This is a genomic window from Kribbella sp. WER1 (assembly GCF_054189145.1).
Map to the genome: position 1 here is coordinate 5,501,500 of NZ_CM135186.1, position 24,611 is coordinate 5,526,110.

The following is a 24,611-nucleotide window of genomic DNA, read 5'->3' on the forward strand; positions in this document are numbered from 1 at the left end:
TTGCTGGGGTCAATCAGCAGTCGCCGCCGAGCCTACCGCCTGAGTGTCGGGTCGTACGGTTCGTCGGCCGGGTCGGTGTCGAACCCGTCCCGGAGGCAGTCGTCCGGGTACACCGGGTGCGTCACGACGCCGACGATCGACTCGTGCCCGGGGCACTGCTTGCGGTCCTCGGACCGTGGTACGTCGTACTCGACCGGCGCGGGGTCGACCGGCCCCACGTCGAAGCTCGGTTCCATCACCACGGCTCGTCTTCTCCCTTCGTCACGTCGACTGTCGCCCCGGTCGTGACCGAGGATGCGGGGCCGGCGACCACGGTCCCGTCCTGGAGCTTCCGGGCGGCGACCTCCTTCCACGGCGCGGTCTGGGTCTGGGTCACGATCCCGCCGACCGCCGTACCGACCGCGGTCACTCCGGCGAGCGCGACCAGCAGCCAGCGCGGCACCTCGGGGGTGGCGGCGAGTACACCGGTCAGCGCGGACGCGCCGGCCACCGTGGCGGCGAGCGCCATCACCGGGCGGGTCACTTCTTGAGCCCGCTCTCGATGCGGGTGAGCTGGTCGCGGATGTCCTTCCCGGTCCCGCCGGGGCTGAAGAACCGGTGGAAGTACTTCTCGACTTCGTCCTTCACGATCTCGCGGAGCTGCTGTTCGGTGGGCATGTCGTCGTCCTGTTCTGGTTGGGGCTTGGCTGCCGGCGGGCGCGTAGCGGTTGTGCCGGTCGGAGTGCTGGTGAGCGCGCGGAGCACGGCGGCGCACGCGTCGGGGTCCCGCACGATCTCGAAATGCATCTCGTCCGCGCGGTTCTTGTAGTCCCCGCCCCACCGGATGCAGCCGCCGTACGCCTTCAGCCGCGCCCGGATCGCCGCGGTCTTGGCTGCGGTGAAGGTGCCGCGCCGGCCGAGCGGGTGATCGACGGCGTTGAGGTCGATCGCGGTCCCCGACGCATGGTTGGACAGCGTCGTCGTAGAGCCGCGGATGGGGCGTTCGGCGTACCCCCAATCGTCGTACTCGCCGACGTCGATGCGTTCGACGTGGGCGTGGAACCAGGCAGCCCAGTGCACGAGCAGTTCGCCTGGGGCGCCCTTCACGAGCCGGATCCTCCGGGCCGTGCCGGGGATCGGGTAAGTCTGTGTGCGGCTGGGTTCGTTGGCTCGATAGCCGTTCTGGCTGGTGGCCACTTCAGCGCCTCCGATTCAGTAGAGCGGGTGTCGGGGTGGGGGTGGGGGACGCCTGATCGTCTTCGACACAGCCGACAGTTCGGACGCCTTCGGGGTGATCGGTCGTGACCACGGTGATCTCTTCGGTGTGGCTACCGGCTGGACAGGTCGGACCAGGCGAGCCGGGTTGCCCCTGCGGACCGGCAGGCCCCGCCGGCCCCGCCTCGCCCGCTGGTCCCGCAGGTCCCTGGTCGCCTTTTGGGCCGGCCTCACCCGCCGGTCCCTGCGCGCCCGCTACGCCGTCCTGACCGGGTTTCCCGGCCCCACCTGTAGCTCCGGGCTTCCCGGACGCTCCTGGGGCGCCTGTAGCCCCGGCAGCACCAGGTTTCCCGGCCGCCCCCTGCGGACCAGGCGAGCCCTGCGGGCCGCGCGGTCCCTGGTCGCCCTGCGGGCCGACAGGACCACGAGCACCGGTGTCACCCTGGTCTCCCTTGTCGCCCTTCACGGGCCGCTCGGTGATCTCCTTCGCCTGCTGGCAGACGCCGGCGCCCAGCATCCGGGCTGCGGCGGCAGGGTCCCGCTCGCAGGCGCGCCGGTTCGCCTCGGCCAGGTCCGCGAGCTCGGAACGCGCGGTCGCGGTCTGGTCGGCCTGCTGCTGCCGGTCGCGGGCCGTGACCGCGAGCCCGGACAGGCCACCGACGAACCCGACCACGGCCAGGCCGACGACGACGGCTCTACCGCGGTTCATCGCTGGTCACCTCCTCCGGTGGGAACTTCAGTACGGCGTCGACGCCGGCCGGCTCGGTCGCACGCGCGCCAGCCGGGGCGGCGAGGCCAAAACGGCTACCGAGCGTGATGATTGGCGATTGCGCCCCGCGGCCGCGAGTTGAGACATTCATTGCGACAATCACCATGCCCTGCGTCCGCTTGGTCTGCGCTCGCGTGCACCGATGTTGCGATTGCCTGGGCAGTCGTACCCGTACTGCGCTGCCACTGCTCGGGTGGCGTGCTCGGCCCGTACGTTGGTGGGGTCGAACACCAGGTCAGGGCGTGTGATGGCGGGGATGACGTGGCCGGCGTCTGTGGCGCCTGGTCCTCCGCATCTCCAGCACACGCCCTGGTCTCGGCGGATGACCCATGCTGCGAGGCGGCGCCACTGGTGGGTGCGGCGGAAGGCTTGCGGGTCAGGGCTGGTCATGGGTGGGTGGGGTGCGCTTGGTCACGAGGTGGGTCAGCCAGGCGAGTTCGGCGATGGTGCAATCACGGAGCTCGGCGGGGCTGATCCCGGTGGCGAGGGCTAGGCGCGTGAGGTCGCTGGTGAGGTAGCCCCCGCCGATGTGGGGTCCGTGGTCGGCTCCGCTGCGACGGGTGCGGGTTCACCGAGCGCGGCGAGATCTTCGGCTAGGGCGGCGGCGTCTGCGCGCTGTGAGCGGATGGCTTCGGCCGCGGCTTGTTCGGCGGCGACCCGGTCGCGTAGGTCGTCCATGAGCGGGATGAGCCGCTTGGGGTTCATGTCCTGGACCTCGGGCCACGGGATCGGGCGGCCGGCTTCCTGGCGGGCGTACCAGTACAGGGCGGCGATCTGCTCGGATGCGTCGCATTCGATGGGGTTGATGCCGGTGGCGGCTTTGATCGCCCAGAGCTGCCGGAAGGTGAGGGTGTCGGGGTCGGGTAGCTGTACGTCGGTCATCGGGATCTCCGGTCGTAGCGCGGTGGGCAGAGGTGGCGTTCGGCGTACCCGAAGGCTACGCGTTGGGTGTTGGCGGCAACGATCCACGGGCAGACACCGCAGCTGGCGTACCAGGGCGTCTCGGCCCCGCTGGTCATGGCCAGGCGCCAGACCGAGCGGCGGCTCACAGGATGCCGTTCCAGACGTTGCCGGGGGCAAGGGTGCAGAACTCGGTGTGGGGCCGGCCTACGGGCTGGCGGCACTGCGGGCACTCGATCGGGTCCGGCTTGGTGCCGTGCACGGGGCATGCCGGGCATCGACAGTCGTCGTCGCACTGGAAGAGCTCGTGGGCGTCGTCCTCGCCGTCCTGGTGCCAGCGGCCGACGCGGTTGATCTCGTTCGGGCAGCAGCAACGAGGGGGGTGGTTGTGGGGGTCGGTTTGCGTCTGCAATTCGGTGCTCACGTTCGGGTCCTTCCGAGTGCACTTACCTAGATGGCTGGGGTACTAGATACGGGTTGTTACGGGTGGCTTTTACGGGTGGTGTGACTTCCAGAGGTCACGCTTTCTCGGGCGTTTAGTTACGCTTTTAGTTACGCATTCGGGGTTTATCCACAGGGTCTATGTGTGACTTCCAGAGGTCACGCTTTCGGGGTCGTCCGGATCACCTGGATTGCGTGACTCCTGGAAGTCACGCTTTAGCGGGATTACCCGGGCGCCCTCCCGGTGGTAGCTGGACAGCTTCGCAACGGTCCAGTTCTGTTGGTGGCCGCGGCTTGGCTTGGCGTGTACGGGCCGGATCAGGGCACGGTCCTTGAGTCGCTTCAGGGCCTGCCGGACGCTGGCTGGTGTCGACGGGGGGCGGACCTTGTAGGCGATGATCTCGGCCGAGCACTCCTTGCGTGCTGTGCGGTCCTTGTCGTGGGCATCCTCGGCGAGGCACAGCAGCACGAGGTAGTCCAGGCGCGGCAGGTCCTCGGGGGCGTGGTGCATGACCTCGCCCACGATGCGGCCGCTCACGCGCCGGTCCTCTCGTCCTGGTCGAGGACGTGTTCGTACGGCAGCTCGGCCGGCGGCTCGGTGATCGGGTACAGCCGGATCACCACGCCAGGCCGTGTGAGCCGATCTGGCGCGTCGGGAGTGTCCGGGTACACCTTCCTGCACAGCAGCTCGCAAACGACCGCGTCATCGGCCAGCACGCCGTGCATGGTGTTGGTCTTGCGGTCGTGGTGCACCGTCAGCGCGTCGAGGATGCAGCGGGCCAGCTTGTCGACGTCGCCGACCCGGACGTGCGGCCAGGGCCTGTCCCACACGGACACACCCGCCGGGCGGTCGAGGGTGAACACCAGCTCGACGCCGAGCGGGCATGCAAGGACCCCGCCGGCCAACTCGCGCAGAGTGTCCCCGGCGGGGTCTACGATGCGCCGCCACTTCTTCACGGCGGCTCCCTGGTCCTCGACCAGGACGTGTTTGCGGTTGCCGATCTTGCCTATGCACTTCATCGACCCTTTGGTGCGTGGGTCGCCGTGCACGGAGACGGCGATGGGCTTGGTGAGACGCGTCAACGTGGTCTCCTGATCAGGGTGGCCGTCCCCGCCCCCGATGCGTTACGGGGACGGCCACCAGCTCATTCCGCCTGTGGGCTGGGGGCGGGCACGGTCTCGGTCTCCCCGGCCTGTTCGGCGAGGATCGCGAGCAGGTACGGCGCGCACGCCTCCCCGTAGCTCTCCGGGGTCGTCTTCAGCAGACGCCGCGCCTCGGCCATGAACCGCTCCGGTTCCTCGCGGTACCGGCGCTCCCACTCGGTGAACGCGTCGGCCAGCTGCTGCTCGCTGACCTGGTGCAGCTTGCTCACGGTGCGTCCTCTCCTGCTTCGGCTGCCGCGGCGGCGTTCTCCGCTGCGCTGTGGTCCAGCTGCGGGACCGGCGTGTACGCGACGGGCTCATTCCCCGCCCCGGCCCACGGGTCGTCCGGTTCGCTGAGGTCGAACGTGAGGATGAGCTTTCGGGCCCGCGGCTGGTACTCCACGTCCGCCGCCTCCAACAGGTGATGCGCGATGCCGTTGCTGTCCTGCGACTCCCACATCGGCAACGTGCCGCGCTCGTTCATCAGACCTTCGAGCACGGCGTACGCGACCGCCTGACCATCGACGCCGAGCTTGCGGGCCATCAGTCGTTCTCGCCTTCGAGCACGGCCACACCGTCGACCTCATCGAACGGCAACGGCGTGTGCCCCAACCGGTTCTCCGCGGCCGACAGCATCAGCTCGCGCAGCGCCCGGTAACCCTCTTCCTTGTCGCCGCCGGCGGGCTCGATCCGCAGCACCCGCAGCGTCGGCACCCGGTCGCCGGTCTCCACGTCGGTGACGATCTTCGGTACGTCGTACTCGATCACGGCGAGCCGGGTGGTTTCCGGCTCGGTCAGCAGGTCGCGTACGACAGCGGACATGCCGTTGTGTTCGGTGCTGCCGGGCAGGCGCCCGGCCAGCTTCACGGCCTTCGATGCGTCGGTCACGCGTTACTCCTTGGGTAGGTCGAACAGGGTTGCGGGCGGTGCAGGTGTCGGCTTCGGTTTGCGCCGGTCCTGCCGGTCAGTGCACGTCCCGAAGTGCGCGGCGTACCGCTGCATGCCGGGGTTGGGTGGGCGGTCCTCGGTGATCACGTAGCCGTGCAGCCGGTTCCCGATCAGCCGGGCGCACACGTTGCCGTCAGCAACCGGGATGGGGTCGACCGGGAGTTGCTTGTCCGTGGCAACCATGCGCACGAACACGATCAGTGCTCCGCAGTCGTTGCAGGTCGGCGGTCCGGTCCGCCGTACCGTCTTCCGCCGGGGCATCAGGCGTTGCCAGGTGACGGGGCTGCGGGCGACACAGCCATAGGTACCGCGCCCGCATCTGTTGCGGACGGGGCAGCCCCGTCACCAGCTATCGGGACACCCTGTTGCAGGGCGTCAATCACGGCCTTCGCCTCATCGGAGGTGAGGTCGCCGCGGGACTCGATCGGCCGTTCGAGGATGCGGCCGATGTGCTCGCGCTGGTCGTTGGCGTCGTTGATGCCGAGGTCGCCGAGCAGGGCGAACAGCATCCCGCGCTGCCGGGGCGTCATCGGCCGGGCCGACTGCGCTTCCCGCGGCTGATCGGTGGCCGGCGGCGTCGGGTCCGGCGTGCTACCCGCCTCGGCGACCGGCAGCGTGTGCAGGTACCCGGCAAAGCTCTTCAGCTGGTCGACCGACGCCGTGCGCAGGTCGCCCCCGCGCGACCACGTACTGAACATGTCCGACGCTGCTGTCAGGTTCCACTCGCCGTACTGGTTGAACCAGGCCCCACGGACAGCGTCCACGGCGGCGTGCCGTGCCCGGTCTGTGGCCTGGTGTTGCTCGGTCTGCTGCACCTCGCGGGCGCCCACAGCCGCGGCTGCGTCGTCGTCATCGTCCGGCGCGACTCCGGTCACGGCGCACAGCGCGTACCGCCGGGCGTACGTGATCGATGACCCGATCTGCTGTGCGTTGCCGCCGCCGATCGGGTACTCGCCGGCCTTCTGCTCACCCGACTTGTGCAGCAGCTCGTACCGCAGCACGAACTTCCCCTGGTCGTTGACGGACGGCCAGGCGGTGAACGCGAGACCGTGCGCGCCGAGCAGGGGTAGCACGGCAGCAGACACCGACGCCAGATCGGCGTAGCTGTAGGTGTAGCTGCCGGTGTCGGCGGTCTCGGCCTTGTGCACCGAGGGCAGCTCGGCCTGTACGGCGGCAAGCGCGGCGTTGAGTTCGGGCGTGCCCGGGAAGGTGAGCAGCTGGCCCTCGATCGGTGTTGTTGCTTCGGTCAACGGTCACACGTCCTTCGGGTTGGTCGGGCCGAGGTCGCCCCACACGGTTTCCGGCTCACCGAACGGCACGCCGGACCGGGCGCGGCCGAAGCACTCCCGGAGCAGGTCGGTTGCCCACTCGGCGGCGGCGTCGTCGTCCACGACCGGGTGCGGCGCGCAGAGGTCTTCGAGCTGTTCAACCGGCCGCATTGCGAGGGCGCCGAGCGCGGCGACCAGGTGCACGAGCAGGTCCGGGAACAGCTGCGGGTCTTTCCACGGCTCGCACCAGATCTCGAGCCGGATTTCGTCGTACTCGTCCTGGGTCATGGTGTAGCGGGGTTGGGTGGCCGGGGATGCCGTAGCAGCGGCACCCCCGGCCACCGGCTTCAGGTGGCTAGCCACGGGCCACCTCCTCCGGGTGCCGGTGGTAGCGGTCCGAGCTCAGCGGGCACTGATCCGTCCAGCCCATGTCTGCGGGCAACCGGACCTGCCACACGCCCATCCCGGCGTGCCAGCGCAGCTCACCACCGCACCGCAGACAGGTCGGCGCCTCCGGGGTCCCGCACTCCGGCGGCAGCCCGTCGAGTCCTTCCCACGCGATCGACGCGGCGCCGGCCAACGCGGCACCCGCCCGATCCACCGCGGCTTCCATGCCTTCGACCACGGTGCGGATGCGGTCAGCGAGCCGGGCCGACAGCGCCGGGCCGAGGTGCGAGGCGACCTCGACCGCGAGGTGCGGCTGTCCGAGCATGTCGGCCAGCTGGCGTTCCGCGGACCATTTCGGGAGCGCGTCGTACGCCGGGCGCGGGGTCGTGATCGTCATGGCCGCTTCACCGCCTCGTCCAGCAGGGCGGTTGCGAGCGCACGCACCAGCTCCTCCAGGGTCGCGGTGCCGGGGTGGCGCCGCGCGGTGTAGAACGGCGCGGCGAACCACTCGTAGAAGTCGCCGTCGTACGCCGGGAGGTAGAGCCGGGCGGCCACGTTGCCGGTGTCGACGTGGCGGATCACGATCTGTCCGGATCCGCCCTTGGTGGTCGGGTCGAGGTGGGCGGCGAACTTGCCCTGTCGGTTGAGGGCGTCCACGACCACCGAGGCGCGGTAGAGGCTCATCGCGCGGCCTCCGCCAGCTCGGTCGCCTGGTCCACGACGTTCGGTGCGCACACCGGGCACAGGTCGAACGTCCGCCGCTCGGTCTGGTCGGTCCCGTAGTACTTCCGCACCGTCTCCCGGTGCCGGACCCACCCCGCGTCGTCCGCCTTCTGGCGTGCGTCCTTGACGTTGAACGCCTCGGCCGCGCCGTACCTGCACCTCAGCGTCAGTGCGTGCCGATCCTCGCGGCTGGCGGCCAGCACGGCGCGGTAGTCGTCGGTGGTGCCCTCATCGGCGTACAGCCTGCTCATCAGCAGCTCGGCCGAATCGCACGACACCTGCATGATCTTCCTGAGGCTCATCGGGTTACTCCTTCGCAGGTCGTGGGCGGGGCGGGGACGGCGGTCGGTGCGGGGACCTGGGAGTGGTCGACCACCTGACGACCCGAGCCGTCGAGGGTGAGGACCGTGTACGACGCGACGGCCGCGATAGCGACGATGGCGCCAGACGCGATCGCGGCGGGCCACCGGTACGACGGCCGGGCCTGCCGCTGCACGGTGGCCGTGGTCGAGGGGTAGAGCTGCTGCTGTGTCGACGGGCGGTAGGTCATCGGTGCCGCACCGCCCATGCCTCGATCAGCGAGTCGTGCGCGGCGGTCTGCGTGTACGCCTTGTGGATCCGGATGGCGGCCGAGAGGATCGCGTCCGCCCGCTCGGTGCTGATCATCGGGTCCGCGATCGCCCGGCCGAGCCGGTACATGCGGTCCTGGTAGTTGCCGGTGTGTACGGCGGGGACATACCTCGGGTACATCGACTGCCGCGCGGACTGCTCGGCAGCCTGCTCGGCCTGGTCGTACGTCGGTGCGGGGTTCGGATCGATCTCTGCCATGTCTGGTTCTCCGGTTGGTTGGGGTGGGTGGGGTCGCCCTGTCCGTGAGGGGCGCACGGACCGAGGGGGAGGGAAATCCGTACGCGGACAGGACGACCCGGCTACGGGGTGGTGGCGGGCTGCTCGGCGAGCAGGACGGCCACGGGGACGCCGAGGAAGCCGGCGACGCGGTGCAGCTCGTTCACGTCGAACGCGATCTCGCCGCGCAGGCGACTCGACACCGACGCCTGCGAGAGCGACAGCTGCAAGGCGAGCGAGGTCTGCGAGATGTTGTGCCGCGCCATCTCGGCCCGGACGTTCGCACCGATCCGTTCGGCGGGGGTGTTGGTCATGACAGTGTTCTAACGGATGATCCAGTACTGTGTCAAACAGTAGAACTACGGGTGTCGCGGAATGGTGTATCGGCTCAGCTTGTAATTGACCCGCTACGCCGCTTAGCATCTTCGGTATGAGCACCCTGAAGGTTCTGCCCGACCTGTCGACCGATCTGGTCGACCAGGTTGCGGAGGAAGTGCGCGCTCACATGGCGCGCCGGCGCGTAACACAGGTCCAGCTGGCCGAGATCCTCGGCATCAAGCAGGTCAGCGTCTCCGAGCGACTGCGGGGTAAGACCCCGTTCCGGCTGGAGGAAATCGGCATCATCGCGACCGAGTTCGGCATCCACCCCGCCGTTCTCCTGGGTGGTCGAGGTGACTCCCCGTCACCAAACCGGGGCGTTACTGGCGCGTAACAAAGCGCCTGTGAACCCCCTGGGAACGATCGGGACCGGAAATCTGCCCTGCCCTGGTGATCGGCCCCCGTGACCGCGGGGGGAGAATGGCCGGCGTGCCCGATCACACAGAACAGTCCGCCAAGCTCTTCGACAGGGCCTCCACTGTCACCCCGGGCGGGGTCAACTCTCCGGTCCGGGCGTTCCGCGCCGTCGGCGGCGTCCCGCGCTTCATGGCCTCCGGTGACGGATGTCACATGACCGACGTCGACGGCAACCGGTACCTCGACCTGGTCAGTTCCTGGGGCCCGCTGCTGCTCGGCCACGCCCACCCCGAGGTGATCGCCGCCGTCCAGACCGCGGTTGCCCGCGGTACGTCGTACGGGACGCCGACCGAGACCGAAGTACTGCTCGGCGAGGAGATCGTCGCCCGGACGCCGGTGGACAAGGTCCGGCTGGTGTCGTCCGGGACCGAGGCCACGATGTCCGCGCTGCGGCTGGCCCGCGGGTTCACCGGGCGGAACAAGATCGTCAAGTTCGCCGGCTGCTACCACGGTCACGTGGACGCACTGCTCGCGCAGGCAGGTTCCGGCGTACTGACGCTGGGCATCCCGGGGACGCCGGGCGTCACCGAGGCGACCACGGCCGACACGATCGTGCTGCCGTACAACGACCAGGCGGCCGTGACGGCGGCGTTCGCGGAGTACGGCGACCAGATCGCGGCAGTGATCACCGAGGCGTCGCCGGGCAACATGGGCGTCGTCCCGCCGCGGGACAACTTCAACGGCTTCCTCGCCCAGGTGTGCAAGGAGAACGGCGCGCTGTTCATCTCCGACGAGGTGATGACCGGGTTCCGGATCACCAAGTCCGGCTGGTTCGGCGTGGACGGCGTACGGCCGGACCTGATGACGTTCGGCAAGGTGATGGGCGGCGGCTTCCCGGCCGCGGCCTTCGGCGGGCGCGCCGACGTGATGGCGCACCTGGCGCCGGAGGGTTCGGTGTACCAGGCCGGAACCCTGTCCGGGAACCCGGTCGCCACCACCGCCGGCCTGACCACGCTCCGGCTGGCCACCGACGAGGTGTACGCGAAGCTCGACGAGACCTCGCTCACCATCCAGCGGCTGGTGTCGACCGCGCTGGACAAGGAAGGTGTGCCGCACGTCATCTCCGCGGCCGGGAACCTCTTCAGCGTCTTCTTCGTGGAGTCCTCGGAGGGACCTGCCGAGATCCGGGACTTCGCCGGAGCCAACGCCCAGGTGCTGCCCCGGTTCACGGCGTTCTTCCATGCCATGCTGGACGCCGGCGTCTACCTGCCGCCGAGCGCGTTCGAGGCCTGGTTCGTGAGCGCGGCGATCGACGACGACGCGCTGGCGGAGCTGGAGTCCGCACTGGCACCGGCAGCCCGCGCGGCCGCCGCCGTACAAGAGTGAGAGGACAGCGGTGACCGAAACCACGGTCGTGCACCTGATGCGGCACGGCGAGGTGTACAACCCGACCGGTGTGCTGTACGGCCGGATCCCCGGGTACCACCTGTCCGAGCTCGGCCGGCAGATGGCCGAGCGGGTCGCGGAGCACGTGAAGGGCCGCGACATCGTGCACCTGGTCTGCTCGCCGCTGGAACGGGCCCAGGAGACGATCGAGCCGATCGCCAAGGTGTTCGGGATCACCCCGGACATCGACGAGCGGGTGATCGAGGCCGCGAACCTGTTCGAGGGCAAGAAGTTCGGCGTCGGCGACGGCGCGCTGAAGAACCCGAGCGCCTGGTGGCTGCTGCGGAACCCGTTCAAGCCGTCCTGGGGCGAGCCGTACCCGCAGCTCGTCCGCCGGATGCGGGACGCCGTCGAGACGGCCCGCCAGAAGGCCGCCGGCCACGAGGCGCTGATCGTCTCGCACCAGCTGCCGATCTGGATCGTCCGCTCCGCGATCGAGGGACGCCGGATGTTCCACGACCCACGCAAACGCCAGTGCAGCCTCGCGAGCCTGACGTCGTTCACGTTCCACGGCGACCAGATCGTCTCGGTCGGCTACTCCGAACCAGCGAAGGACCTGCTCCCGGTGAAACACCCGAAGAAGTTCGTCGGAGGGGCCTGATGCGACGCGCCGTACTGTTGACCGCCGCTGTGCTACTGGCGGTGACCGCGTGCTCGTCGGGTCAGCAGGCGGCGCAGAACCGCCAGGGCCAGGCAGGCTTCGTGAGCGGCAACGGCAACGTGTCGGTGTTCGCCGCCGCGAAGCGTGAGGCCGCGCCGGAGCTGACCGGGAAGACGCTCGACGGCAAGACCTGGACCCTGTCGGAGCAGAAGGGCAAGGTCGTCGTCCTGAACGTGTGGGGCTCGTGGTGCCCGCCCTGCCGCAAGGAAGCGCCCGACCTGGTCGCGGCCGCGAAGGAGCTGGGCCCATCGGTGCAGTTCGTCGGGCTGAACACGCGGGACCTCGACCCGGCGCCGGCGAAGAAGTTCGTGCAGGAGTTCGGCGTTCCGTACCCGAACGTCTACGACCCGAACGGCAAGGCGCTGCTGCGGTTCCGCGGTCAGATCTCGCCGGCCGCGATCCCGACCACGCTGGTGATCGACAAGAACGGCAAGGTCGCGGGGCGGGTTGTCGGCGAGGTCACCAAGCAGACCCTGCTCGGCATGGTGAAGGACGCCGGTTGAGCTGATGGGACAGTGGTTCGCCTCGTCGATGACGGGCTCGATGCTGGTCGCGCTGCCGATCGCCGTGCTGGCCGGAGCGATCTCGTTCTTCTCGCCGTGCGTCGTACCGCTGCTGCCCGGCTACCTGTCGTACGTCACCGGTCTGTCCGCCGCCGAGCTCGGCTCCGGGAAGCGCGGCCGGATGCTGGCCGGTACGGCGCTGTTCGTGGCCGGGTTCTCCGCCGTGTTCATCCTCACCGGCGTGCTGTTCGGCAAGGTCGGTGACCTGCTGATCGACCACCAGACCGCGATCACCCGGGTACTCGGCGCGTTCACCGTCGTGCTCGGGGTGGTGTTCCTCGGCGGGTTCGGTTTCCTGCAGCGCGACGTCCGCGTGCACCGGGTGCCGGCGGTCGGGATCGCGGCCGCGCCGCTGCTCGGCGTACTGTTCGGTTTCGGGTGGACCCCGTGTATCGGGCCGACGCTCGGGACCGTGATGACGCTGGCCACCACCCAGGGCAGCACCGGGCGCGGCGCCACGCTCGCGCTGGTGTTCAGCCTCGGGCTCGGGATCCCGTTCATCGTGGCGGCGCTGGCGTTCCGGCGGATGCTGGCCGCGGTGGCGTGGGTCCGCAAGCACCAGCTGCTGGTGATCCGGATCGGCGGCGTACTGATGATCGCGGTGGGACTGCTGCTGCTGACGGGAGTGTGGGACTCGATGACCGCGGACCTTCGGCAGTGGGTCGCCAACTTCGGATCGGCGGTCTGAGATGACCGAGGTCAAGGACTCCATCACCGCACCGACGGGCAACTCCGGCAACGAGCCGCCGCCGGCCCTCGGCCTGGTCGGCTGGCTGCGCTGGATGTGGCGGCAGCTGACCTCGATGAAGACCGCGCTGGTGCTGCTGTTCCTGCTGGCGCTCGGCGCGGTGCCCGGGTCGCTGATCCCGCAGACCCCGATCGACCCGATCAAGGTCTCGGACTTCCTCGCCGCGCACCCGAAGCTCGGCCCGTTCTACGACAAGCTCGGGCTCTTCGACGTCTACAAGTCCGCGTGGTTCTCGGCGATCTACCTGCTGCTGTTCATCTCGCTGATCGGCTGCGTCGTACCGCGGCTGTCGGTGTACTTCAAGGCGCTCCGCGCCCGCCCGCCGAAGCCGCCGCGGAACCTGAACCGGCTGTCCGGCTACCAGAGCTTCGAGGTCGACGCCCCCGGTGACGTGCTCGAGGTGGCGACACGGGAGCTGAAGCGCCGCCGCTTCCGCGTCCAGGCGTACGACGGTGCCGTCGGCGCCGAGCGCGGCTACCTCCGCGAGGCCGGCAACCTGCTCTTCCACTTCTCGCTGATCCTCGCCCTGATCGGCGTCGCCTGGGGCTCGCTGTTCGGCTACCACGGCACCGTGCTGGTTGTCGTCGGCAACGGCTTCTCGAACTCGGTCGCGCAGTACGACGACTTCACCCCGGGCCGCGCCTTCAGCGGCGACGACGACCTGCCGCCGTTCTCGCTGACCGTCAAGGACTTCCAGGTCAAGTTCCAGCAGGACGGGCCCCAGAAGGGCGCGGCGCGGTCGTTCAAGGCGCAGCTGCAGTACCAGGAGACGCCGGATGCCCCGGAGAAGTCGTACCTGCTCGAGGTGAACCACCCGTTGAACGTGGACGGCTCGACCGTGTTCCTGCTCGGTCACGGGTACGCGCCACGGGTCACGGTCCGCGACGGCCAGGGCAACGTGGCGTTCTCCGGACCGGCACCGTTCCTGCCGCAGGACGCGAACTTCTCGTCGTTCGGCGTCATCAAGGCCCCGGACGCCCGGCCGAAGACGCTCGGCTTCGAGGGCTACTTCCTGCCGACCGCCGTGATCGGCCAGCAGGGCCCGGTGTCGATGTTCCCCGACAGCCTGAACCCGGCGCTGGTGATGACCGGGTACTACGGGCGCCCGCAGCCCGAGACCGGGAAGCCGGAGTCGGTCTACCAGCTGGACAAGTCGAAGCTGACGCAGTTCACGCAGAACGGTGACAAGTGGCGGTTCCAGCTGGCGCCCGGTCAGAGCGCCGCGCTGCCCGACAAGGCCGGGTCGATCACGTTCGACGGCTACAGCCGGTGGGTGAAGCTGCAGGTCAGCCACACACCCGGGACGAACGTGGCGCTGGCGGGCATCCTGCTGGCGATTCTCGGCCTGATGGGCTCGCTGTTCGTGCACCCGCGGCGTACCTGGGTGCGCGTCCGGGAGCAGGACGGGCGTACCGTGGTCGAGGTCGCCGGTCTCGACCGGGGACTGGAGCGTGGGCTCGGTGACGAGATCGACGCGATCGTGAAGGCTCTGAGGAAGCAGGAGCAGGTATGAACTCGGCCACCCTGGCGCAACTGTCGAATCTGCTGATCCCGACGGCGACGATCATCTACGCGCTCGCCATGCTCGCGCACGCCGTGGAGTGGGCCGTCGGACTGCGGGTGGTGAAGAAGGACGAGACCGCCGAGTCGAAGGTCCTGGTCGCAGCGGACGGCGCCGAGGTCCCGGCCGCCACCGACTCCTCGACCGTCGAGGCTGCCGCGGACGACGAGCCGTCGTCGGTGCGCGGTGAGCAGGCCAGCCGGATCGGCGTCCTGCTGACCGTGCTCGCCTTCGTGCTGCACGCGGGCGGTGTGCTGACCCGCGGTCTGGCCGCGGGCCGGGTGCCGTGGGGCAACATGTACGAGTTCTCGATCACCGCGTCGCTGGCGGTCGCGATCGTCTACCTCGCGCTGCTCAAGCGGCAGCGGCTCCAGTGGCTCGGCCTGGGTGTCACGTTCGTCATCACCGCGGCCCTCGGCATCGCCGTACTGGCCTTCTACGTCCCCGCCGGAGACCTGCTGCCGGCTCTGCACTCGTACTGGCTGGTCATCCACGTGTCGGCGGCCGCGATCGCCGGCGGCGGGTTCACCCTCGGCGGGCTGGCCTCGGTGCTGTACCTGATCAAGTCCCGGGCCGAGGCGAAGGCAGTCGACGGCAAGCCGATGCCGGCCGCGCTGCGCCGCGTCCCCACGTCCGAGGCGATCGACGCCATCGCCTACAAGGTGCACGCGTTCTCGTTCCCGATCTGGACGTTCGGCGTCCTGGTCGCCGGCCCGATCTGGGCGTACTACGCCTGGGGCCGCGCCTGGGGCTGGGACCCCAAGGAGGTCTGGTCGCTGGTGACCTGGGTGGTGTACGCCGCCTACCTGCACGCCCGCGCGACCGCCGGCTGGCGCGGCCGCCGCGCGGCGCTGGTCGCGATCACCGGCTGGGTCGTGTTCCTGTTCAACTTCGTCGGCGTCAACCTGCTGCTCTCCGGCTTCCACGCCTACTCCGGCCTGTGATCCGGGGCTATGGGAACGGGTACTTCCAGGAGTAGTACTTGGTCTGCCCGGCGGTCTGCCGGAACTTCCCCAGGTCGTGGCGGGTTCCGGTCAGGACGGTGCCCTGCTTGTTCACGAACTCCCAGGCGAAGCGCAGCGTGACAGGGGCTCCGCGTTCCTTGCGGTACCGGATGTTCACCTGCGCCACCGCGGTGGTCGAGTAGCTGCACAGCCCGGTCTCGAGCCGTCCGGAGCTCAGGCGGTTACTCGCCCGGTCGCGGTAGGTGCCGTACTGGCAGTCGGTGATCCAGTCGGTTGCCGACGGCGTCAACAGCGTGCCGACCAGGGCGAGGGTTGCCGCGATGCCAGGCATCAGAAGGTCTTGTAGGAGGGGTCGGTGCCCTTCTGGAAGTGGACCCCGCTGCCGCTGTAGCTGACACTGAGGAATCCCCAGCCGGCCGAGGCGCTGAAGCCGGACTGACCCTGGTTGTGCTCGTAGGTGTACTGCGCTCCGTGGCCGTGCTTGGAGCAGCCCTTGGGCCGGGTGAGGATCACGTCGGTCACCCCGTGGTCGGTGACCATCTTGTGGCCGGACGTCGCGTCCTTCACGGCACTGATCGGCGCGTTGGTCCCCAAACCGCCGTGATACAGGTACGCCGCATTCGCCGTCTGCTCGTTGGTGTAGTCGTAGGTGCGCGTGATCGTCTGCTTGATCCGCGTACACCCGAGAGCCAACTGCACACTCGAGAGGTCCTCGGGCCTGACGCCGCCGACGAACCCGTCCCGGAAGTCCCAGATCCCCCGCGCGACAGTGCCCACCCAGACGAACCCGACGCTGAGGTTGTCCGCCGGGTTCTTCCCGGCCTTCCGCGCCGCCCACCGCCGATCGAGAACCCGCTGCGCCTCGGGCCCCGGAAGCGCTTGGGCAACGCCGTTCAGACTCACCTCGATCCCTGCCCCGGTGTACTGCCGCGAAACCCGATCAAGCCCGGCCAGATCAAGCGGGTGAGCCACCGCGAACTCGTACACCGGGTCACCGGCCGGCACCGCCGCAACGGCCGGGACCGGAGCCATCGCCAGTGCGAGAGTGCTGACAACAACGCCAAGACGCATGATCGTCACCCTTCACGTAATGTGTTCGTATGATTCCGGATCGTAATCAGGTCGGGGGTCGTCAAGCTGGGGTGAAGGCGTGTGTGATGCTGTGAGGCGAGGGAAGGGATCGCCGTGAAGGAATTTGCTACTTACACCGGCCTGCGGGCTGCCTTGTTTGCGGTTTGCTTCGCGGTGCTCTGGTTCGCGTTGAACACCTGGCTGTCCATCTTCCCGTTGCTGCTGATCGCGCTGATCATCTCGTCGATCCTGTCGATCTTCGTGCTGCGCGCCGCCCGGGACCGGCTGGCCGGGAAGATCGATACCCGGGCCACGAAGATCAGCACTCGCCTCGAGCAGGCTCGTTCCGCCGAGGACGACGACTAGAAGCTCTCCCCGCCTACACCAGGACGCGCCTCGGGCGGCTGTTCCGCGAGGGGTTATCCGTTCGAGTTGGTGGTTCTCTGCTGGTGTTAGAGCGGATAAGCCGCAACACGAGGGGAGATCCCCTCGTGTGCGGGCCGCCCAGGGATGGCGCCTCGGCTGGTCCTCGGGCTGGCTGGTGCGTGGGGCGGCTGGGTCTGTGGGGCGGGTCCGCGGAGAACCGTCGTACCAGTGATCGACTGGTACGGACAGTGACCTATGCCACTGATGAATTCCGGGCAAAATCGTTTGTGCATTCCTTCACATGAGTCGTAACGTGGTGGATGGAACGAAACCGTTTCGTTCCATCCGTGTTTTGACGACTACTCAAGGTGATGGCGATGGATGCAGGCGTGCGGCAGCGGCCGCGGGTCGAAGGTGGGCGTGAGGAGGAGATCCTCGACGCGACCGTCGCGGTGGTGGCCGAGCTCGGTTACGACCGGTTGACGATGGACGCGGTGGCGACGGCGGCGAAGGCGAGCAAGGCGACGCTGTACCGGCGCTGGTCCACCAAGGCCGAGCTGGTCGTGGACGCGATCAGCCGCGCCAAGGGCTGCCCGATGCCGGAGGACGTCGACACCGGCAGCCTGCGCGGCGACCTGATCTCGATGGCGTGCGGCGACGGCGGGTTCACCGACGAGTTGCCGATGTCGGTGGTGGCCGGACTGCTGACCGCCCTGCACCGCGACGACGACCTGCAGAAGGCCTTCCGGGAGCGCTTCCTGGCCCCCCGGAACGCGCTCACAAGCAAGGTGTACGAGCGTGCCGTCGCGCGCGGCGAGATCGCGCCGGACGTGGACGTCGAGCTGCTCTCGGTGACGCTGCCCGCGGTGATCATCCACCACGCCTACATCCTCGGCGTCGAGCCGACCGACGAACTGATCCTCCGAGTGATCGACAACGTGATCATGCCTGCGGCGCGGGGGTCGCAGGCGAGCTGAACCGGTGTGGGGCCGGTTCGCGACCAAGACAGTCTGCCAAGAGGGGAAAGCTTTCTTATGTCCGAAGGAACCATCAACGCCGATCCGCCGGAAGGACGGCCGGTCGACACCGTGGCCGAGGCCCCGGCGCACGGCCACCGCAATCTCGGTATCGCGCTCGCGCTGATCTGCATGGCGCAGCTGATGGTGGTGCTGGACGGCACCATCGTGAACATCGCGCTGCCGCACATCAAGGACGCGCTCGGCTTCAGCGACGCCTCGCTGCCGTGGGTGGTGAACGCGTACGCGCTGGCGTTCGGCGGTCTGCTGCTGCTCGGCGGCCGGATCGGTGACATCCTCGGCCGCCGCAAGGTGTTCGTCGTCGGTGTCGTGCTGTTCGGCCTGGCCTCGTTCGTCGGCGGTATCGCGCAGAGCGAGGGCGTCCTGCTGACCAGCCGGATCCTGCAGGGTGTGGCCGCTGCCATGGCCTCGCCGAACGCGCTGGCCCTGATCACCACGACCTTCCCGGCCGGCAAGGAGCGCAACCGCGCGATGGGCGTGTACGCCGCGATGTCCGGCGCCGGCGCGGCCGTCGGGCTGATCCTCGGCGGCGCGCTGACCGAGGCGTCCTGGCGCTGGACGTTCTTCATCAACACCCCGATCGGCCTGCTGGTCGCGGTGCTGGCCTTCCGGTTCCTCGGTGAGTCGGAGCGGCAGACCGGCAAGTTCGACCTGCCGGGCGCGATCACCGGTACGGCGGGTCTCACCTCGCTGGTGTACGGCCTGACGCACGCGGCCACGAACGGCTGGGGCGACACCTGGACGCTGATCTTCATCTTCGCCGGTCTCGGCCTGATCGGTGCCTTCCTGGCGATCGAGGCCCGCTCGCGGCACGCGCTGATGCCGTTCCGGATCCTGGCCAACAAGACCCGCGGCGTGAGCTTCTTCGTGATGCTGATCGTCGGCGCGGCGATGTTCTCGATGTTCTACTTCCTGGGCATCTTCGTGCAGTCGATCATGGGTTACAGCGCGCTCAAGACCGGTGTCTCGTTCCTGCCGTTCAGCGTCGGCATCGTGGTCGCGGCGCAGGTCGCGTCGGCGCTGGTAGCGCGGATCGACCCGCGCTGGATCGCCGGTGCCGGTGGCGTGTTCGTCGCGGCCGGGATGTTCGGGTTCAGCCGGCTGCAGGTGGACTCGACGTACCTGACGCACCTGCTGCCGTACATCCTGGTGCTGTCGTTCGGGATGGGCCTGATCTTCGTCCCGCTGACGCTGACCGCGGTCAGCGGCGTGGCGGCGGAGGACTCCGGCGTCGGTTCCGCGGTACTGAACACCGTGCAGCAGATCGGTGGTGCGGTCGGCCTGGCGCTGCTCGGCACGATCTCCACGAACGCGATCAAGGACAAGTTCACCGAGCTGGCCCCGGGCCTGCAGAAGGCGGCCGAGGCGGGGCAGTCGCCGGAGCAGCTGAACCAGCTCAAGGGACAGTTCATGGCGCTGGCCACCACGCACGGGTTCACCCGGGCGTTCCTGTGGTCGTCGTTCCTGGCGCTCGGCGCGGGCCTGATCACGCTGATCGGTCTGTCGATCAAGCACAAGGACCTGGCCAACGACGGGCAGAGCCCGGTCCACATGGGCTGACGAAGTCTCGAAGGGCCCTGCTTCCCGGGAGGGGGGAAGCAGGGCCCTTCGGCTGTTGTCAGAGGGGTTTGCGCATCACGAGTTCACGCCGTACGCCGTCGGCCATCACGTCGCCGGGCTCGTCGGTGTCGGCGTACCCGTGGCGGAGGTAGAGGTTGTGCGCCCGGTCGTTGCCCGGGACAACGGACAGCTTCAGGGTGGTCGCGCCGGTACCACGGGCCCAGTCCTCGACGGCCTGCATCAGGACGTTGCCGACGCCCTTGCCGCGGCCGGGCGGGGCGACCCACATCGACACCAGTTCGGCCGTGTCGCCGTCAGGACTGTGCTCATCAAGGAAGGCGCCCGCCATTCCGGCCGGCGTACCGTCGATGCTCGCGATCACCTGGTAGGCGCGGGGCTCGGACAGTCGTTGCCGCCAGCGGTCCTCGGGCGCGTCGGCCCAGTCCTCGTACCGCGAGCCGAACGCGAACGCGGCCTCCTGCAGCGCGGCCAGGCGGAGGTCGCGCCAGGTCTTCCAGTCGTCCGGGCCGATTGCTTGTACGTCGATCACGTCGTACAGGATGCAACCGGCCCGGGCCGGACACCAATCAGTTTCGGGGCGGGAACTTCGAGGAGACCCAGTCGCGGACGCCGCCGAGGCCGTCGCCGAGGTCGCGGATCAGCTTCGCCAGCGGGTCCTGTGAGCGGTTGAACGCCTCGGAGTACGACTTGGCCGCGTTCTTCGCCTCCTGGGAGATCGACGCGTCGGCGTCGCCCTGGCGCTTCGGGTAGTCGCCGGAGACGATCGTCATGTACTCGCCCTCGTCCACCCAGCGGCGCAGCTCGTGCGCCCGGATCACGGCCAGCGGGTGCGACTGCGCCTCGAGCAGCAGCAGCTTCAGCACGCTGTCGCGCAGGTCGCCGGCGCTCTCGTACTCCGTGCCCTGGGCAAGGAACGCGGTGGTGTCCAGCTCCTGCAGCTGGCCGCCGCTGGCGAGCTTCATCTGCACCCGGAGCGCGACCGCCGGGTCCTGCGTCGCGAGCAGACCGGCCCGGTCGCCGGACAGCTCCGCCTTCCGGGACCACTCGTGCAGCGCGGCGATGATCGCGCGCAGACCGAGCGCGCCGATCGGCATCCAGTTGAACGCGCCGGTCAGCCGCATCAGCCACATCAGCAGCGACTGGTACAGCGCGTGACCGCTCTGCGCGTGCCCGAGCTCGTGCCCGAGGACGAATCGCAGCTCTTCCTCGTCCATGCCCTGAAGCAGCGCGCTGTTCACCACGATGAACGGCTTGTCCATGCCGATCGTGACCGCGTTCCAGATCGGGCTGTTCGTGACGTACAGCTCCGGCAGGTCCCGCACGTCGAGGGTGCTCGCCGCCTCGGTGTACAGCCGGTTCACGGTCGGGAACTGCCGCTCGTCGACCCGGATCGCCGAGCCCAGGTACTGCAGCCGGAAGGCGCGCTCGTTGATCAGCCCGGACATCTTCCGCAGTACGTAGTCGAACCCCTTCAGCTGCCGCAGCGCCACCAGCGCGCCCCGGTCCGCGGGGTGCTCCCACGCCCGCGAGCTGATGTCGGTCAACGTCACCCGCTGCCGCGTCGGCCGATCACTGTTCTCGGTCATCGTTCCCCCTGCCCGGTCGTCATGGGTTCCGACAGTAGCTCGCTTTCGGGGTCCTGCGGGGATTGAGCGCCCACGCCACCAGCAAGCTCGGTACCCACCCGACCGGTACCGCCCACCAACGGACGTACGTCGCCGCCGCGAGCGTCGTACCGACCGACAGCCCCGTCCCGCAGAACCAGTACCAGACCGCGTTGCCGACGGGCCGCCGCCCGCCCCGCCGGTAGCCGACCCAGCCGAGCAGGAGCGTCGCCGGCAATGCGAGCGCCACCGCCCCGAATGCCACCACGCCCAGAATCAGCGCGACGTCAGCGGGGGAGAACTCGACCGGCCCGAGCGGAATCATGCCTGCGATCCTCCCGGAGCCGGGCCCGGTCACCGAGCGTAGGAATACTCAAATCGGGCCGGAAGTCCTAGCCTGGCCCGCATGAGTGAGGTTGACGGGGTGTGCCGCGAGGTCGATCGCCGCGACGAGAAGGCCCGTGCCTGGGTGTCCGAGGCGATCCGGATCGTGGACGCCGACGCGAACCGGAGCGCGGACACGCATCTGCACGTGTTCCCGATGCCGGAAGGTACCGGTGTCGACCTGTACCTCAAGGACGAGTCCGTGCACCCGACCGGCTCGCTCAAGCACCGCCTGGCCCGGTCGCTGTTCCTGTACGCGCTGTGCAACGGCTGGATCCACGAGGGCACCACGGTGATCGAGGCCTCCAGCGGCTCCACCGCGGTCAGCGAGGCGTACTTCGCCCGGCTGCTCGGTCTCCCGTTCGTCGCCGTGATGCCGCGCTCGACCAGCCCCGAGAAGGTCGGGCTGATCGAGTTCTACGGCGGCCGCTGCCACTTCGTCGAACGTTCCGGCCAGATCTACGGCGAGGCCAAGCGCCTCGCCGAGGAGACCGGCGGGCACTACATGGACCAGTTCACGTACGCCGAGCGCGCGACCGACTGGCGCGGCAACAACAACATCGCCGAGTCGATCTTCGGCCAGCTCGCCCTCGAGCAGCACCCGATCCCGACCTGGATCGTGGTCGGCGCCGGCACCGGCGGTACGTCGGCCACCATCGGCCGCTACGTCCGCTACCAGCGCCACGAAACCGCGGTCGCCGTCGTCGACCCCGAGAACTCCGCGTTCTTCCCGGCCTTCGAGGCCGGCGACCACGAGTTCTCCACCGGCCGCCCGTCCCGGATCGAAGGCATCGGCCGCCCCCGCGTCGAACCGTCCTTCGTGCTCGGCGTCGTCGACCGGATGATCTCCGTCCCCGACGCCGCCTCGATCGCCGCCATGCGCTTCTGCTCCCGCGTCACCGGCCGCCTCGTCGGCGGCTCCACCGGCACGAACCTCTGGGGCTCCCTCCGGCTGGCCGCCGAAATGCGTCGTACCGGCGCCCGCGGCAGCATCGTCACGCTCCTCTGCGACAGCGGCGAACGCTACGGCAACACCTACTACGACGACACCTGGCTCCGCACCGCCGGCATCGACATCACCCCGTACGCCTCCACCCTCGAAACCTTCGCCACCACCGGCCACTGGACCGAACCGGAGTAGCCCCGAACTCCGGGAATGCGACAGTTGCTGGTGACCGCGAGGGATGTGCTGTGACCCGGATCCTGATCACCGGGATGTCCGGCGCCGGCAAGACCACGGTGCTCGACGAGCTCGGCCGCCGCGGCCGCCGTACCGTCGACACCGACTACGACGGCTGGACCCGTCCGGACGGCACCTGGGACGAGCCACGCATGCGCGAGCTCCTGGCGTACGACGAGGTGATCGTCTCCGGCACCGTCGAGAACCAGGGCATGTTCTACGACCGCTTCCACCACGTCGTCCTGCTCACCGCGCCGCTCGAGACCCTCCTCGAGCGGGTCCGCCGACGGACCAACAACCCGTACGGCCGAAGCCCAGCAGAACAAGCCGAAATCACGCAGTACGTCCGCACCGTCGAGCCGCTTCTCCGCCAAGGAGCGACCCTCGAACTGGACACCCGGCAACCCATAGCCAGACTCGCGGACACCGTCGAGCAGCTGCTCTAGCGACCCGTACCGTCCTCGAGGATCCAGGTGAGGAGGGACCGGACGTCCTCCGCCCGCGCGACCGGGCTGTCGTACGTCGTCGGCGTGCCGGGGGTCTCGCGGATCGCGAGGGCCTCGCGGGCGAGCTGGTGCCAGCGCGGGTCGAGGGAGTCGATCATGTACCGTCCGGCGCCGCTCTTCGAGGTCAGCGTGCGGGTGGTCAGCAGGTGGTGGAGCCGGGGCGCGCCGAGGGCGACCCAGGCGACGGCGGCGTCGTTCTGGCCGGCCGTGGCGAGGTCGGCGGTCGCGATCCGCTCGCCGATGCGTCGCCAGTACGTGTCGAGGTTCGTGCGGGTGAACGAGATCAGCTCGTCGAGGTTCGTGAACACCGGCGGTACGTCGCCGCGGACGACCACCGGCCGCTCGGCCAGTTCGTGCCAGGTGACGAGGTTGAGGTCGATGCTGCCCGCGGGATCGAACACACCCTGGAAGAACACCGGACGGGTCCCGAGCGTCGACGGATCGGCGGCCAGATCGGCCGCGGTGCAGTGGAAGCCGTCGAAGGTCAGTTCGGCTTTCGCAGCCTCGTGGATCTCCTGTAGGACAGCGTTTTCTGGAATTTCCTTCCACATCGCGACGAAGTCGACATCGCTGCCGGGGAAGAACTCGCCCCAGCAGATCGACCCGTGCAGGAACAGCCCGGTGAGCTGCCCCGGGAGCCGGCCGTCGACCTCCGCCAGAAAACGATCGGTCAGCTCCGCGACAGCGGCCGGAAGCGTCACGATCCGCCGAGCGCCAGTCCGGCGCCGAGGCCGATGGCGTAGAGGAGTTCGGTCAGGCCGGTGTTCTTCAGCACGGGGATCAGCGCCGGGCCGACCGCGTCGCTGAGGACGACCCGCGTGGACGTGATCGCCAGCGGTACGGCGATGAACGCCAGCAACGCCCAGGGTGTCGCGATCGCCGAAACGGAGGCCAGGACGAAGGCGAGCGCGGTCAGGGCGGCGTACAGCCGGCGGGAGTTCGGTGCACCGAGGACGACGGCCAGTGTGCGCTTGCCGGTCACCGAGTCGGTCGGGATGTCGCGGAGGTTGTTCGCGACCAGCAGCGCGCAGGCGATCGACCCGACCGAGACGGCGCCCGCGACGGCGGTCCAGTGCAGGGACTCGGCCTGGACGTACGTCGTACCGAGCACGGCGACCAGGCCGAAGAACAGGAAGACGCTGACCTCGCCGAGCGCGCGGTAGCCGTACGGCTTCTTGCCGCCGGTGTAGAACCAGGCGCCGAGCAGCGACGCGGCGCCGGCGACCAGCAGCCACCACGTGGTGGTCGCACAGAGCACGATGCCGAGTGCGGCGCCGACACCGAAGCAGGTGAACGCGGCCGTCTTCACCGAGCGCGGGGTGGCGACCTTGGAGCCGACCAGGCGCAGCGGGCCGACCCGGTTCTCGTCAGTACCGCGGATGCCGTCGCTGTAGTCGTTGGCGTAGTTGACGCCGATCTGCAGCGCCAGCGCGACGCCGAGCGCCAGTAGTGCCTTCCACCAGACGAAGCCGTCCTGGTAGGCGGCCGCGCCGGTTCCGACGAGCACGGGCGCGATCGCGGCGGGCAAGGTGCGCGGGCGGGCACCTTCGATCCACTGGGCAGGGGTAGCCATGAGCATCGATT

39 protein-coding genes are annotated in these 24,611 nt (G+C 69.2%); 12 read left to right on the forward strand and 27 right to left on the reverse strand.

What is annotated here, in order from left to right; all coding sequences use genetic code 11:
- Positions 1 to 32: 32 nt before the first annotated feature.
- From ACXJJ3_RS26675 to ACXJJ3_RS26770, 20 genes are all read right to left on the reverse strand, one after another.
- Positions 33 to 242, reverse strand: coding sequence for a hypothetical protein (locus ACXJJ3_RS26675; RefSeq protein WP_458164584.1), 210 nt, complete (start codon positions 240 to 242; stop codon positions 33 to 35).
- Positions 236 to 523, reverse strand: a complete 288-nt coding sequence (locus ACXJJ3_RS26680; RefSeq protein WP_458164585.1) for a hypothetical protein — start codon at positions 521 to 523, stop codon at positions 236 to 238. Before ACXJJ3_RS26680 ends, ACXJJ3_RS26675 begins: the two co-directional genes overlap by 7 nt.
- The gene (locus tag ACXJJ3_RS26685) at positions 520 to 1,086 is read right to left on the reverse strand and encodes a M15 family metallopeptidase (RefSeq protein ID WP_458164586.1); all 567 of its coding nucleotides are present in this window, start codon (positions 1,084 to 1,086) and stop codon (positions 520 to 522) included. The genes ACXJJ3_RS26680 and ACXJJ3_RS26685 overlap by 4 nt, the downstream gene beginning before the upstream one ends.
- A 91-nt stretch (positions 1,087 to 1,177) precedes the next feature.
- Positions 1,178 to 1,903 (reverse strand): hypothetical protein, encoded by a 726-nt coding sequence (locus ACXJJ3_RS26690; RefSeq protein ID WP_458164587.1) that lies wholly within the window; start codon positions 1,901 to 1,903, stop codon positions 1,178 to 1,180.
- Between the two features lie 549 nt (positions 1,904 to 2,452).
- The gene (locus tag ACXJJ3_RS26695) at positions 2,453 to 2,845 is read right to left on the reverse strand and encodes a hypothetical protein (protein WP_458164588.1); all 393 of its coding nucleotides are present in this window, start codon (positions 2,843 to 2,845) and stop codon (positions 2,453 to 2,455) included.
- Between the two features lie 163 nt (positions 2,846 to 3,008).
- A complete protein-coding gene (locus ACXJJ3_RS26700) occupies positions 3,009 to 3,287 on the reverse strand; it encodes a hypothetical protein (protein ID WP_458164589.1) in 279 nt (92 codons plus the stop codon).
- A gap of 156 nt (positions 3,288 to 3,443) precedes the next feature.
- Complete coding sequence (locus ACXJJ3_RS26705; protein ID WP_458164590.1) at positions 3,444 to 3,842, reverse strand: hypothetical protein; 399 nt, start codon at positions 3,840 to 3,842, stop codon at positions 3,444 to 3,446.
- Entirely contained in the window at positions 3,839 to 4,387 is a 549-nt protein-coding gene (locus tag ACXJJ3_RS26710; RefSeq protein WP_458164591.1) for a hypothetical protein, read from the reverse strand. Before ACXJJ3_RS26710 ends, ACXJJ3_RS26705 begins: the two co-directional genes overlap by 4 nt.
- Positions 4,388 to 4,449: 62 nt before the next feature.
- Positions 4,450 to 4,677 (reverse strand): hypothetical protein, encoded by a 228-nt coding sequence (locus ACXJJ3_RS26715; RefSeq protein ID WP_458164592.1) that lies wholly within the window; start codon positions 4,675 to 4,677, stop codon positions 4,450 to 4,452.
- The gene (locus tag ACXJJ3_RS26720; protein ID WP_458164593.1) at positions 4,674 to 4,991 is read right to left on the reverse strand and encodes a hypothetical protein; all 318 of its coding nucleotides are present in this window, start codon (positions 4,989 to 4,991) and stop codon (positions 4,674 to 4,676) included. Before ACXJJ3_RS26720 ends, ACXJJ3_RS26715 begins: the two co-directional genes overlap by 4 nt.
- Entirely contained in the window at positions 4,991 to 5,335 is a 345-nt protein-coding gene (locus ACXJJ3_RS26725) for a hypothetical protein (protein ID WP_458164594.1), read from the reverse strand. Before ACXJJ3_RS26725 ends, ACXJJ3_RS26720 begins: the two co-directional genes overlap by 1 nt.
- A gap of 3 nt (positions 5,336 to 5,338) precedes the next feature.
- Complete coding sequence (locus ACXJJ3_RS26730; RefSeq protein ID WP_458164595.1) at positions 5,339 to 5,656, reverse strand: hypothetical protein; 318 nt, start codon at positions 5,654 to 5,656, stop codon at positions 5,339 to 5,341.
- Positions 5,656 to 6,645 (reverse strand): ERF family protein, encoded by a 990-nt coding sequence (locus tag ACXJJ3_RS26735; protein WP_458164596.1) that lies wholly within the window; start codon positions 6,643 to 6,645, stop codon positions 5,656 to 5,658. Before ACXJJ3_RS26735 ends, ACXJJ3_RS26730 begins: the two co-directional genes overlap by 1 nt.
- 3 nt (positions 6,646 to 6,648) lie before the next feature.
- Positions 6,649 to 7,026, reverse strand: coding sequence for a hypothetical protein (locus tag ACXJJ3_RS26740; protein ID WP_458164597.1), 378 nt, complete (start codon positions 7,024 to 7,026; stop codon positions 6,649 to 6,651).
- Positions 7,019 to 7,447, reverse strand: a complete 429-nt coding sequence (locus ACXJJ3_RS26745) for a hypothetical protein (RefSeq protein WP_458164598.1) — start codon at positions 7,445 to 7,447, stop codon at positions 7,019 to 7,021. The genes ACXJJ3_RS26740 and ACXJJ3_RS26745 overlap by 8 nt, the downstream gene beginning before the upstream one ends.
- Positions 7,444 to 7,734, reverse strand: a complete 291-nt coding sequence (locus ACXJJ3_RS26750) for a hypothetical protein (RefSeq protein WP_458164599.1) — start codon at positions 7,732 to 7,734, stop codon at positions 7,444 to 7,446. The genes ACXJJ3_RS26745 and ACXJJ3_RS26750 overlap by 4 nt, the downstream gene beginning before the upstream one ends.
- On the reverse strand, positions 7,731 to 8,075 hold the full coding sequence (locus tag ACXJJ3_RS26755; protein WP_458164600.1) for a hypothetical protein: 345 nt from the start codon (positions 8,073 to 8,075) through the stop codon (positions 7,731 to 7,733). Before ACXJJ3_RS26755 ends, ACXJJ3_RS26750 begins: the two co-directional genes overlap by 4 nt.
- Positions 8,072 to 8,323, reverse strand: coding sequence for a hypothetical protein (locus ACXJJ3_RS26760; RefSeq protein WP_458164601.1), 252 nt, complete (start codon positions 8,321 to 8,323; stop codon positions 8,072 to 8,074). The genes ACXJJ3_RS26755 and ACXJJ3_RS26760 overlap by 4 nt, the downstream gene beginning before the upstream one ends.
- Complete coding sequence (locus ACXJJ3_RS26765; RefSeq protein WP_458164602.1) at positions 8,320 to 8,601, reverse strand: hypothetical protein; 282 nt, start codon at positions 8,599 to 8,601, stop codon at positions 8,320 to 8,322. Before ACXJJ3_RS26765 ends, ACXJJ3_RS26760 begins: the two co-directional genes overlap by 4 nt.
- 101 nt (positions 8,602 to 8,702) lie before the next feature.
- On the reverse strand, positions 8,703 to 8,933 hold the full coding sequence (locus ACXJJ3_RS26770) for a helix-turn-helix domain-containing protein (protein ID WP_458164603.1): 231 nt from the start codon (positions 8,931 to 8,933) through the stop codon (positions 8,703 to 8,705).
- A 116-nt stretch (positions 8,934 to 9,049) separates the two neighbouring features.
- On the opposite strand from ACXJJ3_RS26770, the gene ACXJJ3_RS26775 reads away from it, so the two are divergent.
- The 7 genes from ACXJJ3_RS26775 (at position 9,050) to ccsB (ending at position 15,277) form a co-directional block, all read left to right on the forward strand.
- Positions 9,050 to 9,331 (forward strand): helix-turn-helix domain-containing protein, encoded by a 282-nt coding sequence (locus ACXJJ3_RS26775; protein WP_458164604.1) that lies wholly within the window; start codon positions 9,050 to 9,052, stop codon positions 9,329 to 9,331.
- A gap of 86 nt (positions 9,332 to 9,417) precedes the next feature.
- Entirely contained in the window at positions 9,418 to 10,740 is a 1,323-nt protein-coding gene (hemL, locus tag ACXJJ3_RS26780) for a glutamate-1-semialdehyde 2,1-aminomutase (RefSeq protein ID WP_458164605.1), read from the forward strand.
- A gap of 37 nt (positions 10,741 to 10,777) precedes the next feature.
- Positions 10,778 to 11,401, forward strand: coding sequence for a histidine phosphatase family protein (locus tag ACXJJ3_RS26785; protein WP_458171953.1), 624 nt, complete (start codon positions 10,778 to 10,780; stop codon positions 11,399 to 11,401).
- Positions 11,401 to 11,964 (forward strand): TlpA family protein disulfide reductase, encoded by a 564-nt coding sequence (locus ACXJJ3_RS26790; RefSeq protein ID WP_458164606.1) that lies wholly within the window; start codon positions 11,401 to 11,403, stop codon positions 11,962 to 11,964. The genes ACXJJ3_RS26785 and ACXJJ3_RS26790 overlap by 1 nt, the downstream gene beginning before the upstream one ends.
- 4 nt (positions 11,965 to 11,968) lie before the next feature.
- Entirely contained in the window at positions 11,969 to 12,712 is a 744-nt protein-coding gene (locus tag ACXJJ3_RS26795) for a cytochrome c biogenesis CcdA family protein (protein WP_458164607.1), read from the forward strand.
- A gap of 1 nt (position 12,713) precedes the next feature.
- The gene (gene resB / locus ACXJJ3_RS26800; RefSeq protein ID WP_458164608.1) at positions 12,714 to 14,285 is read left to right on the forward strand and encodes a cytochrome c biogenesis protein ResB; all 1,572 of its coding nucleotides are present in this window, start codon (positions 12,714 to 12,716) and stop codon (positions 14,283 to 14,285) included.
- Complete coding sequence (ccsB, locus tag ACXJJ3_RS26805) at positions 14,282 to 15,277, forward strand: c-type cytochrome biogenesis protein CcsB (RefSeq protein WP_458164609.1); 996 nt, start codon at positions 14,282 to 14,284, stop codon at positions 15,275 to 15,277. The genes resB and ccsB overlap by 4 nt, the downstream gene beginning before the upstream one ends.
- A 7-nt stretch (positions 15,278 to 15,284) precedes the next feature.
- On the opposite strand, the gene ACXJJ3_RS26810 is transcribed toward ccsB, so the two are convergent.
- Positions 15,285 to 15,629 carry a hypothetical protein gene (locus ACXJJ3_RS26810; RefSeq protein ID WP_458164610.1) on the reverse strand — a complete coding sequence of 115 codons (345 nt, stop codon included), beginning with the start codon at positions 15,627 to 15,629 and terminating at the stop codon, positions 15,285 to 15,287.
- Positions 15,629 to 16,369 (reverse strand): hypothetical protein, encoded by a 741-nt coding sequence (locus ACXJJ3_RS26815; protein WP_458164611.1) that lies wholly within the window; start codon positions 16,367 to 16,369, stop codon positions 15,629 to 15,631. The genes ACXJJ3_RS26810 and ACXJJ3_RS26815 overlap by 1 nt, the downstream gene beginning before the upstream one ends.
- Positions 16,370 to 16,483: 114 nt before the next feature.
- Here ACXJJ3_RS26815 and ACXJJ3_RS26820 point away from each other — a divergent pair, with 114 nt between their 5' ends.
- The 3 genes from ACXJJ3_RS26820 (at position 16,484) to ACXJJ3_RS26830 (ending at position 19,332) form a co-directional block, all read left to right on the forward strand.
- Positions 16,484 to 16,735, forward strand: coding sequence for a DUF4229 domain-containing protein (locus tag ACXJJ3_RS26820; RefSeq protein ID WP_458164612.1), 252 nt, complete (start codon positions 16,484 to 16,486; stop codon positions 16,733 to 16,735).
- Between the two features lie 377 nt (positions 16,736 to 17,112).
- Entirely contained in the window at positions 17,113 to 17,712 is a 600-nt protein-coding gene (locus ACXJJ3_RS26825; RefSeq protein ID WP_458164613.1) for a TetR-like C-terminal domain-containing protein, read from the forward strand.
- 57 nt (positions 17,713 to 17,769) lie between these two features.
- Positions 17,770 to 19,332 (forward strand): MFS transporter, encoded by a 1,563-nt coding sequence (locus ACXJJ3_RS26830; RefSeq protein ID WP_458164614.1) that lies wholly within the window; start codon positions 17,770 to 17,772, stop codon positions 19,330 to 19,332.
- 58 nt (positions 19,333 to 19,390) lie between these two features.
- Here ACXJJ3_RS26830 and ACXJJ3_RS26835 read toward each other — a convergent pair whose 3' ends face one another.
- From ACXJJ3_RS26835 to ACXJJ3_RS26845, 3 genes are read right to left on the reverse strand one after another with little or no spacing between them, the layout of a single operon-like run.
- Positions 19,391 to 19,882, reverse strand: a complete 492-nt coding sequence (locus ACXJJ3_RS26835; protein WP_458164615.1) for a GNAT family N-acetyltransferase — start codon at positions 19,880 to 19,882, stop codon at positions 19,391 to 19,393.
- Positions 19,883 to 19,919: 37 nt separating this feature from the next.
- Positions 19,920 to 20,939: a M48 family metallopeptidase gene (locus tag ACXJJ3_RS26840; RefSeq protein ID WP_458164616.1), complete on the reverse strand. Its 1,020-nt coding sequence runs from the start codon at positions 20,937 to 20,939 to the stop codon at positions 19,920 to 19,922.
- Between the two features lie 19 nt (positions 20,940 to 20,958).
- Positions 20,959 to 21,282, reverse strand: coding sequence for a hypothetical protein (locus ACXJJ3_RS26845; protein ID WP_458164617.1), 324 nt, complete (start codon positions 21,280 to 21,282; stop codon positions 20,959 to 20,961).
- Positions 21,283 to 21,363: 81 nt separating this feature from the next.
- On the opposite strand from ACXJJ3_RS26845, the gene cds1 reads away from it, so the two are divergent.
- Positions 21,364 to 22,482 carry an L-cysteine desulfhydrase Cds1 gene (gene cds1, locus ACXJJ3_RS26850; RefSeq protein WP_458164618.1) on the forward strand — a complete coding sequence of 373 codons (1,119 nt, stop codon included), beginning with the start codon at positions 21,364 to 21,366 and terminating at the stop codon, positions 22,480 to 22,482.
- A 50-nt stretch (positions 22,483 to 22,532) separates the two neighbouring features.
- Positions 22,533 to 22,967: an AAA family ATPase gene (locus ACXJJ3_RS26855; RefSeq protein WP_458164619.1), complete on the forward strand. Its 435-nt coding sequence runs from the start codon at positions 22,533 to 22,535 to the stop codon at positions 22,965 to 22,967.
- Here ACXJJ3_RS26855 and ACXJJ3_RS26860 read toward each other — a convergent pair.
- Both ACXJJ3_RS26860 and ACXJJ3_RS26865 read right to left on the reverse strand, forming a co-directional pair.
- Entirely contained in the window at positions 22,964 to 23,728 is a 765-nt protein-coding gene (locus ACXJJ3_RS26860; RefSeq protein ID WP_458164620.1) for a hypothetical protein, read from the reverse strand. The genes ACXJJ3_RS26855 and ACXJJ3_RS26860 overlap by 4 nt on opposite strands.
- Entirely contained in the window at positions 23,725 to 24,600 is an 876-nt protein-coding gene (locus tag ACXJJ3_RS26865) for a 1,4-dihydroxy-2-naphthoate polyprenyltransferase (RefSeq protein ID WP_458164621.1), read from the reverse strand. Before ACXJJ3_RS26865 ends, ACXJJ3_RS26860 begins: the two co-directional genes overlap by 4 nt.
- Positions 24,601 to 24,611 lie beyond the last annotated feature (11 nt).

What these genes read in the sequence shown, in the direction of transcription:
- ACXJJ3_RS26690 (WP_458164587.1), bottom strand. Translation starts at nt 1,903, where the DNA reads ATGAACCGCGGTAGAGCCGTCGTCGTCGGCCTGGCCGTGGTCGGGTTC.
- ACXJJ3_RS26695 (WP_458164588.1), bottom strand. Translation starts at nt 2,845, where the DNA reads ATGACCGACGTACAGCTACCCGACCCCGACACCCTCACCTTCCGGCAG.
- ACXJJ3_RS26720 (WP_458164593.1), bottom strand. Translation starts at nt 4,991, where the DNA reads ATGGCCCGCAAGCTCGGCGTCGATGGTCAGGCGGTCGCGTACGCCGTG.
- ACXJJ3_RS26730 (WP_458164595.1), bottom strand. Translation starts at nt 5,656, where the DNA reads ATGCCCCGGCGGAAGACGGTACGGCGGACCGGACCGCCGACCTGCAAC.
- ACXJJ3_RS26745 (WP_458164598.1), bottom strand. Translation starts at nt 7,447, where the DNA reads ATGACGATCACGACCCCGCGCCCGGCGTACGACGCGCTCCCGAAATGG.
- ACXJJ3_RS26750 (WP_458164599.1), bottom strand. Translation starts at nt 7,734, where the DNA reads ATGAGCCTCTACCGCGCCTCGGTGGTCGTGGACGCCCTCAACCGACAG.
- ACXJJ3_RS26755 (WP_458164600.1), bottom strand. Translation starts at nt 8,075, where the DNA reads ATGAGCCTCAGGAAGATCATGCAGGTGTCGTGCGATTCGGCCGAGCTG.
- ACXJJ3_RS26760 (WP_458164601.1), bottom strand. Translation starts at nt 8,323, where the DNA reads ATGACCTACCGCCCGTCGACACAGCAGCAGCTCTACCCCTCGACCACG.
- ACXJJ3_RS26765 (WP_458164602.1), bottom strand. Translation starts at nt 8,601, where the DNA reads ATGGCAGAGATCGATCCGAACCCCGCACCGACGTACGACCAGGCCGAG.
- ACXJJ3_RS26770 (WP_458164603.1), bottom strand. Translation starts at nt 8,933, where the DNA reads ATGACCAACACCCCCGCCGAACGGATCGGTGCGAACGTCCGGGCCGAG.
- ACXJJ3_RS26775 (WP_458164604.1), top strand. Translation starts at nt 9,050, where the DNA reads ATGAGCACCCTGAAGGTTCTGCCCGACCTGTCGACCGATCTGGTCGAC.
- hemL (WP_458164605.1), top strand. Translation starts at nt 9,418, where the DNA reads ATGGCCGGCGTGCCCGATCACACAGAACAGTCCGCCAAGCTCTTCGAC.
- ACXJJ3_RS26785 (WP_458171953.1), top strand. Translation starts at nt 10,778, where the DNA reads ATGCGGCACGGCGAGGTGTACAACCCGACCGGTGTGCTGTACGGCCGG.
- ACXJJ3_RS26790 (WP_458164606.1), top strand. Translation starts at nt 11,401, where the DNA reads ATGCGACGCGCCGTACTGTTGACCGCCGCTGTGCTACTGGCGGTGACC.
- ACXJJ3_RS26795 (WP_458164607.1), top strand. Translation starts at nt 11,969, where the DNA reads ATGGGACAGTGGTTCGCCTCGTCGATGACGGGCTCGATGCTGGTCGCG.
- resB (WP_458164608.1), top strand. Translation starts at nt 12,714, where the DNA reads ATGACCGAGGTCAAGGACTCCATCACCGCACCGACGGGCAACTCCGGC.
- ccsB (WP_458164609.1), top strand. Translation starts at nt 14,282, where the DNA reads ATGAACTCGGCCACCCTGGCGCAACTGTCGAATCTGCTGATCCCGACG.
- ACXJJ3_RS26810 (WP_458164610.1), bottom strand. Translation starts at nt 15,629, where the DNA reads ATGCCTGGCATCGCGGCAACCCTCGCCCTGGTCGGCACGCTGTTGACG.
- ACXJJ3_RS26815 (WP_458164611.1), bottom strand. Translation starts at nt 16,369, where the DNA reads ATGCGTCTTGGCGTTGTTGTCAGCACTCTCGCACTGGCGATGGCTCCG.
- ACXJJ3_RS26825 (WP_458164613.1), top strand. Translation starts at nt 17,113, where the DNA reads ATGGATGCAGGCGTGCGGCAGCGGCCGCGGGTCGAAGGTGGGCGTGAG.
- ACXJJ3_RS26830 (WP_458164614.1), top strand. Translation starts at nt 17,770, where the DNA reads ATGTCCGAAGGAACCATCAACGCCGATCCGCCGGAAGGACGGCCGGTC.
- ACXJJ3_RS26840 (WP_458164616.1), bottom strand. Translation starts at nt 20,939, where the DNA reads ATGACCGAGAACAGTGATCGGCCGACGCGGCAGCGGGTGACGTTGACC.
- ACXJJ3_RS26845 (WP_458164617.1), bottom strand. Translation starts at nt 21,282, where the DNA reads ATGATTCCGCTCGGGCCGGTCGAGTTCTCCCCCGCTGACGTCGCGCTG.
- cds1 (WP_458164618.1), top strand. Translation starts at nt 21,364, where the DNA reads ATGAGTGAGGTTGACGGGGTGTGCCGCGAGGTCGATCGCCGCGACGAG.
- ACXJJ3_RS26865 (WP_458164621.1), bottom strand. Translation starts at nt 24,600, where the DNA reads ATGGCTACCCCTGCCCAGTGGATCGAAGGTGCCCGCCCGCGCACCTTG.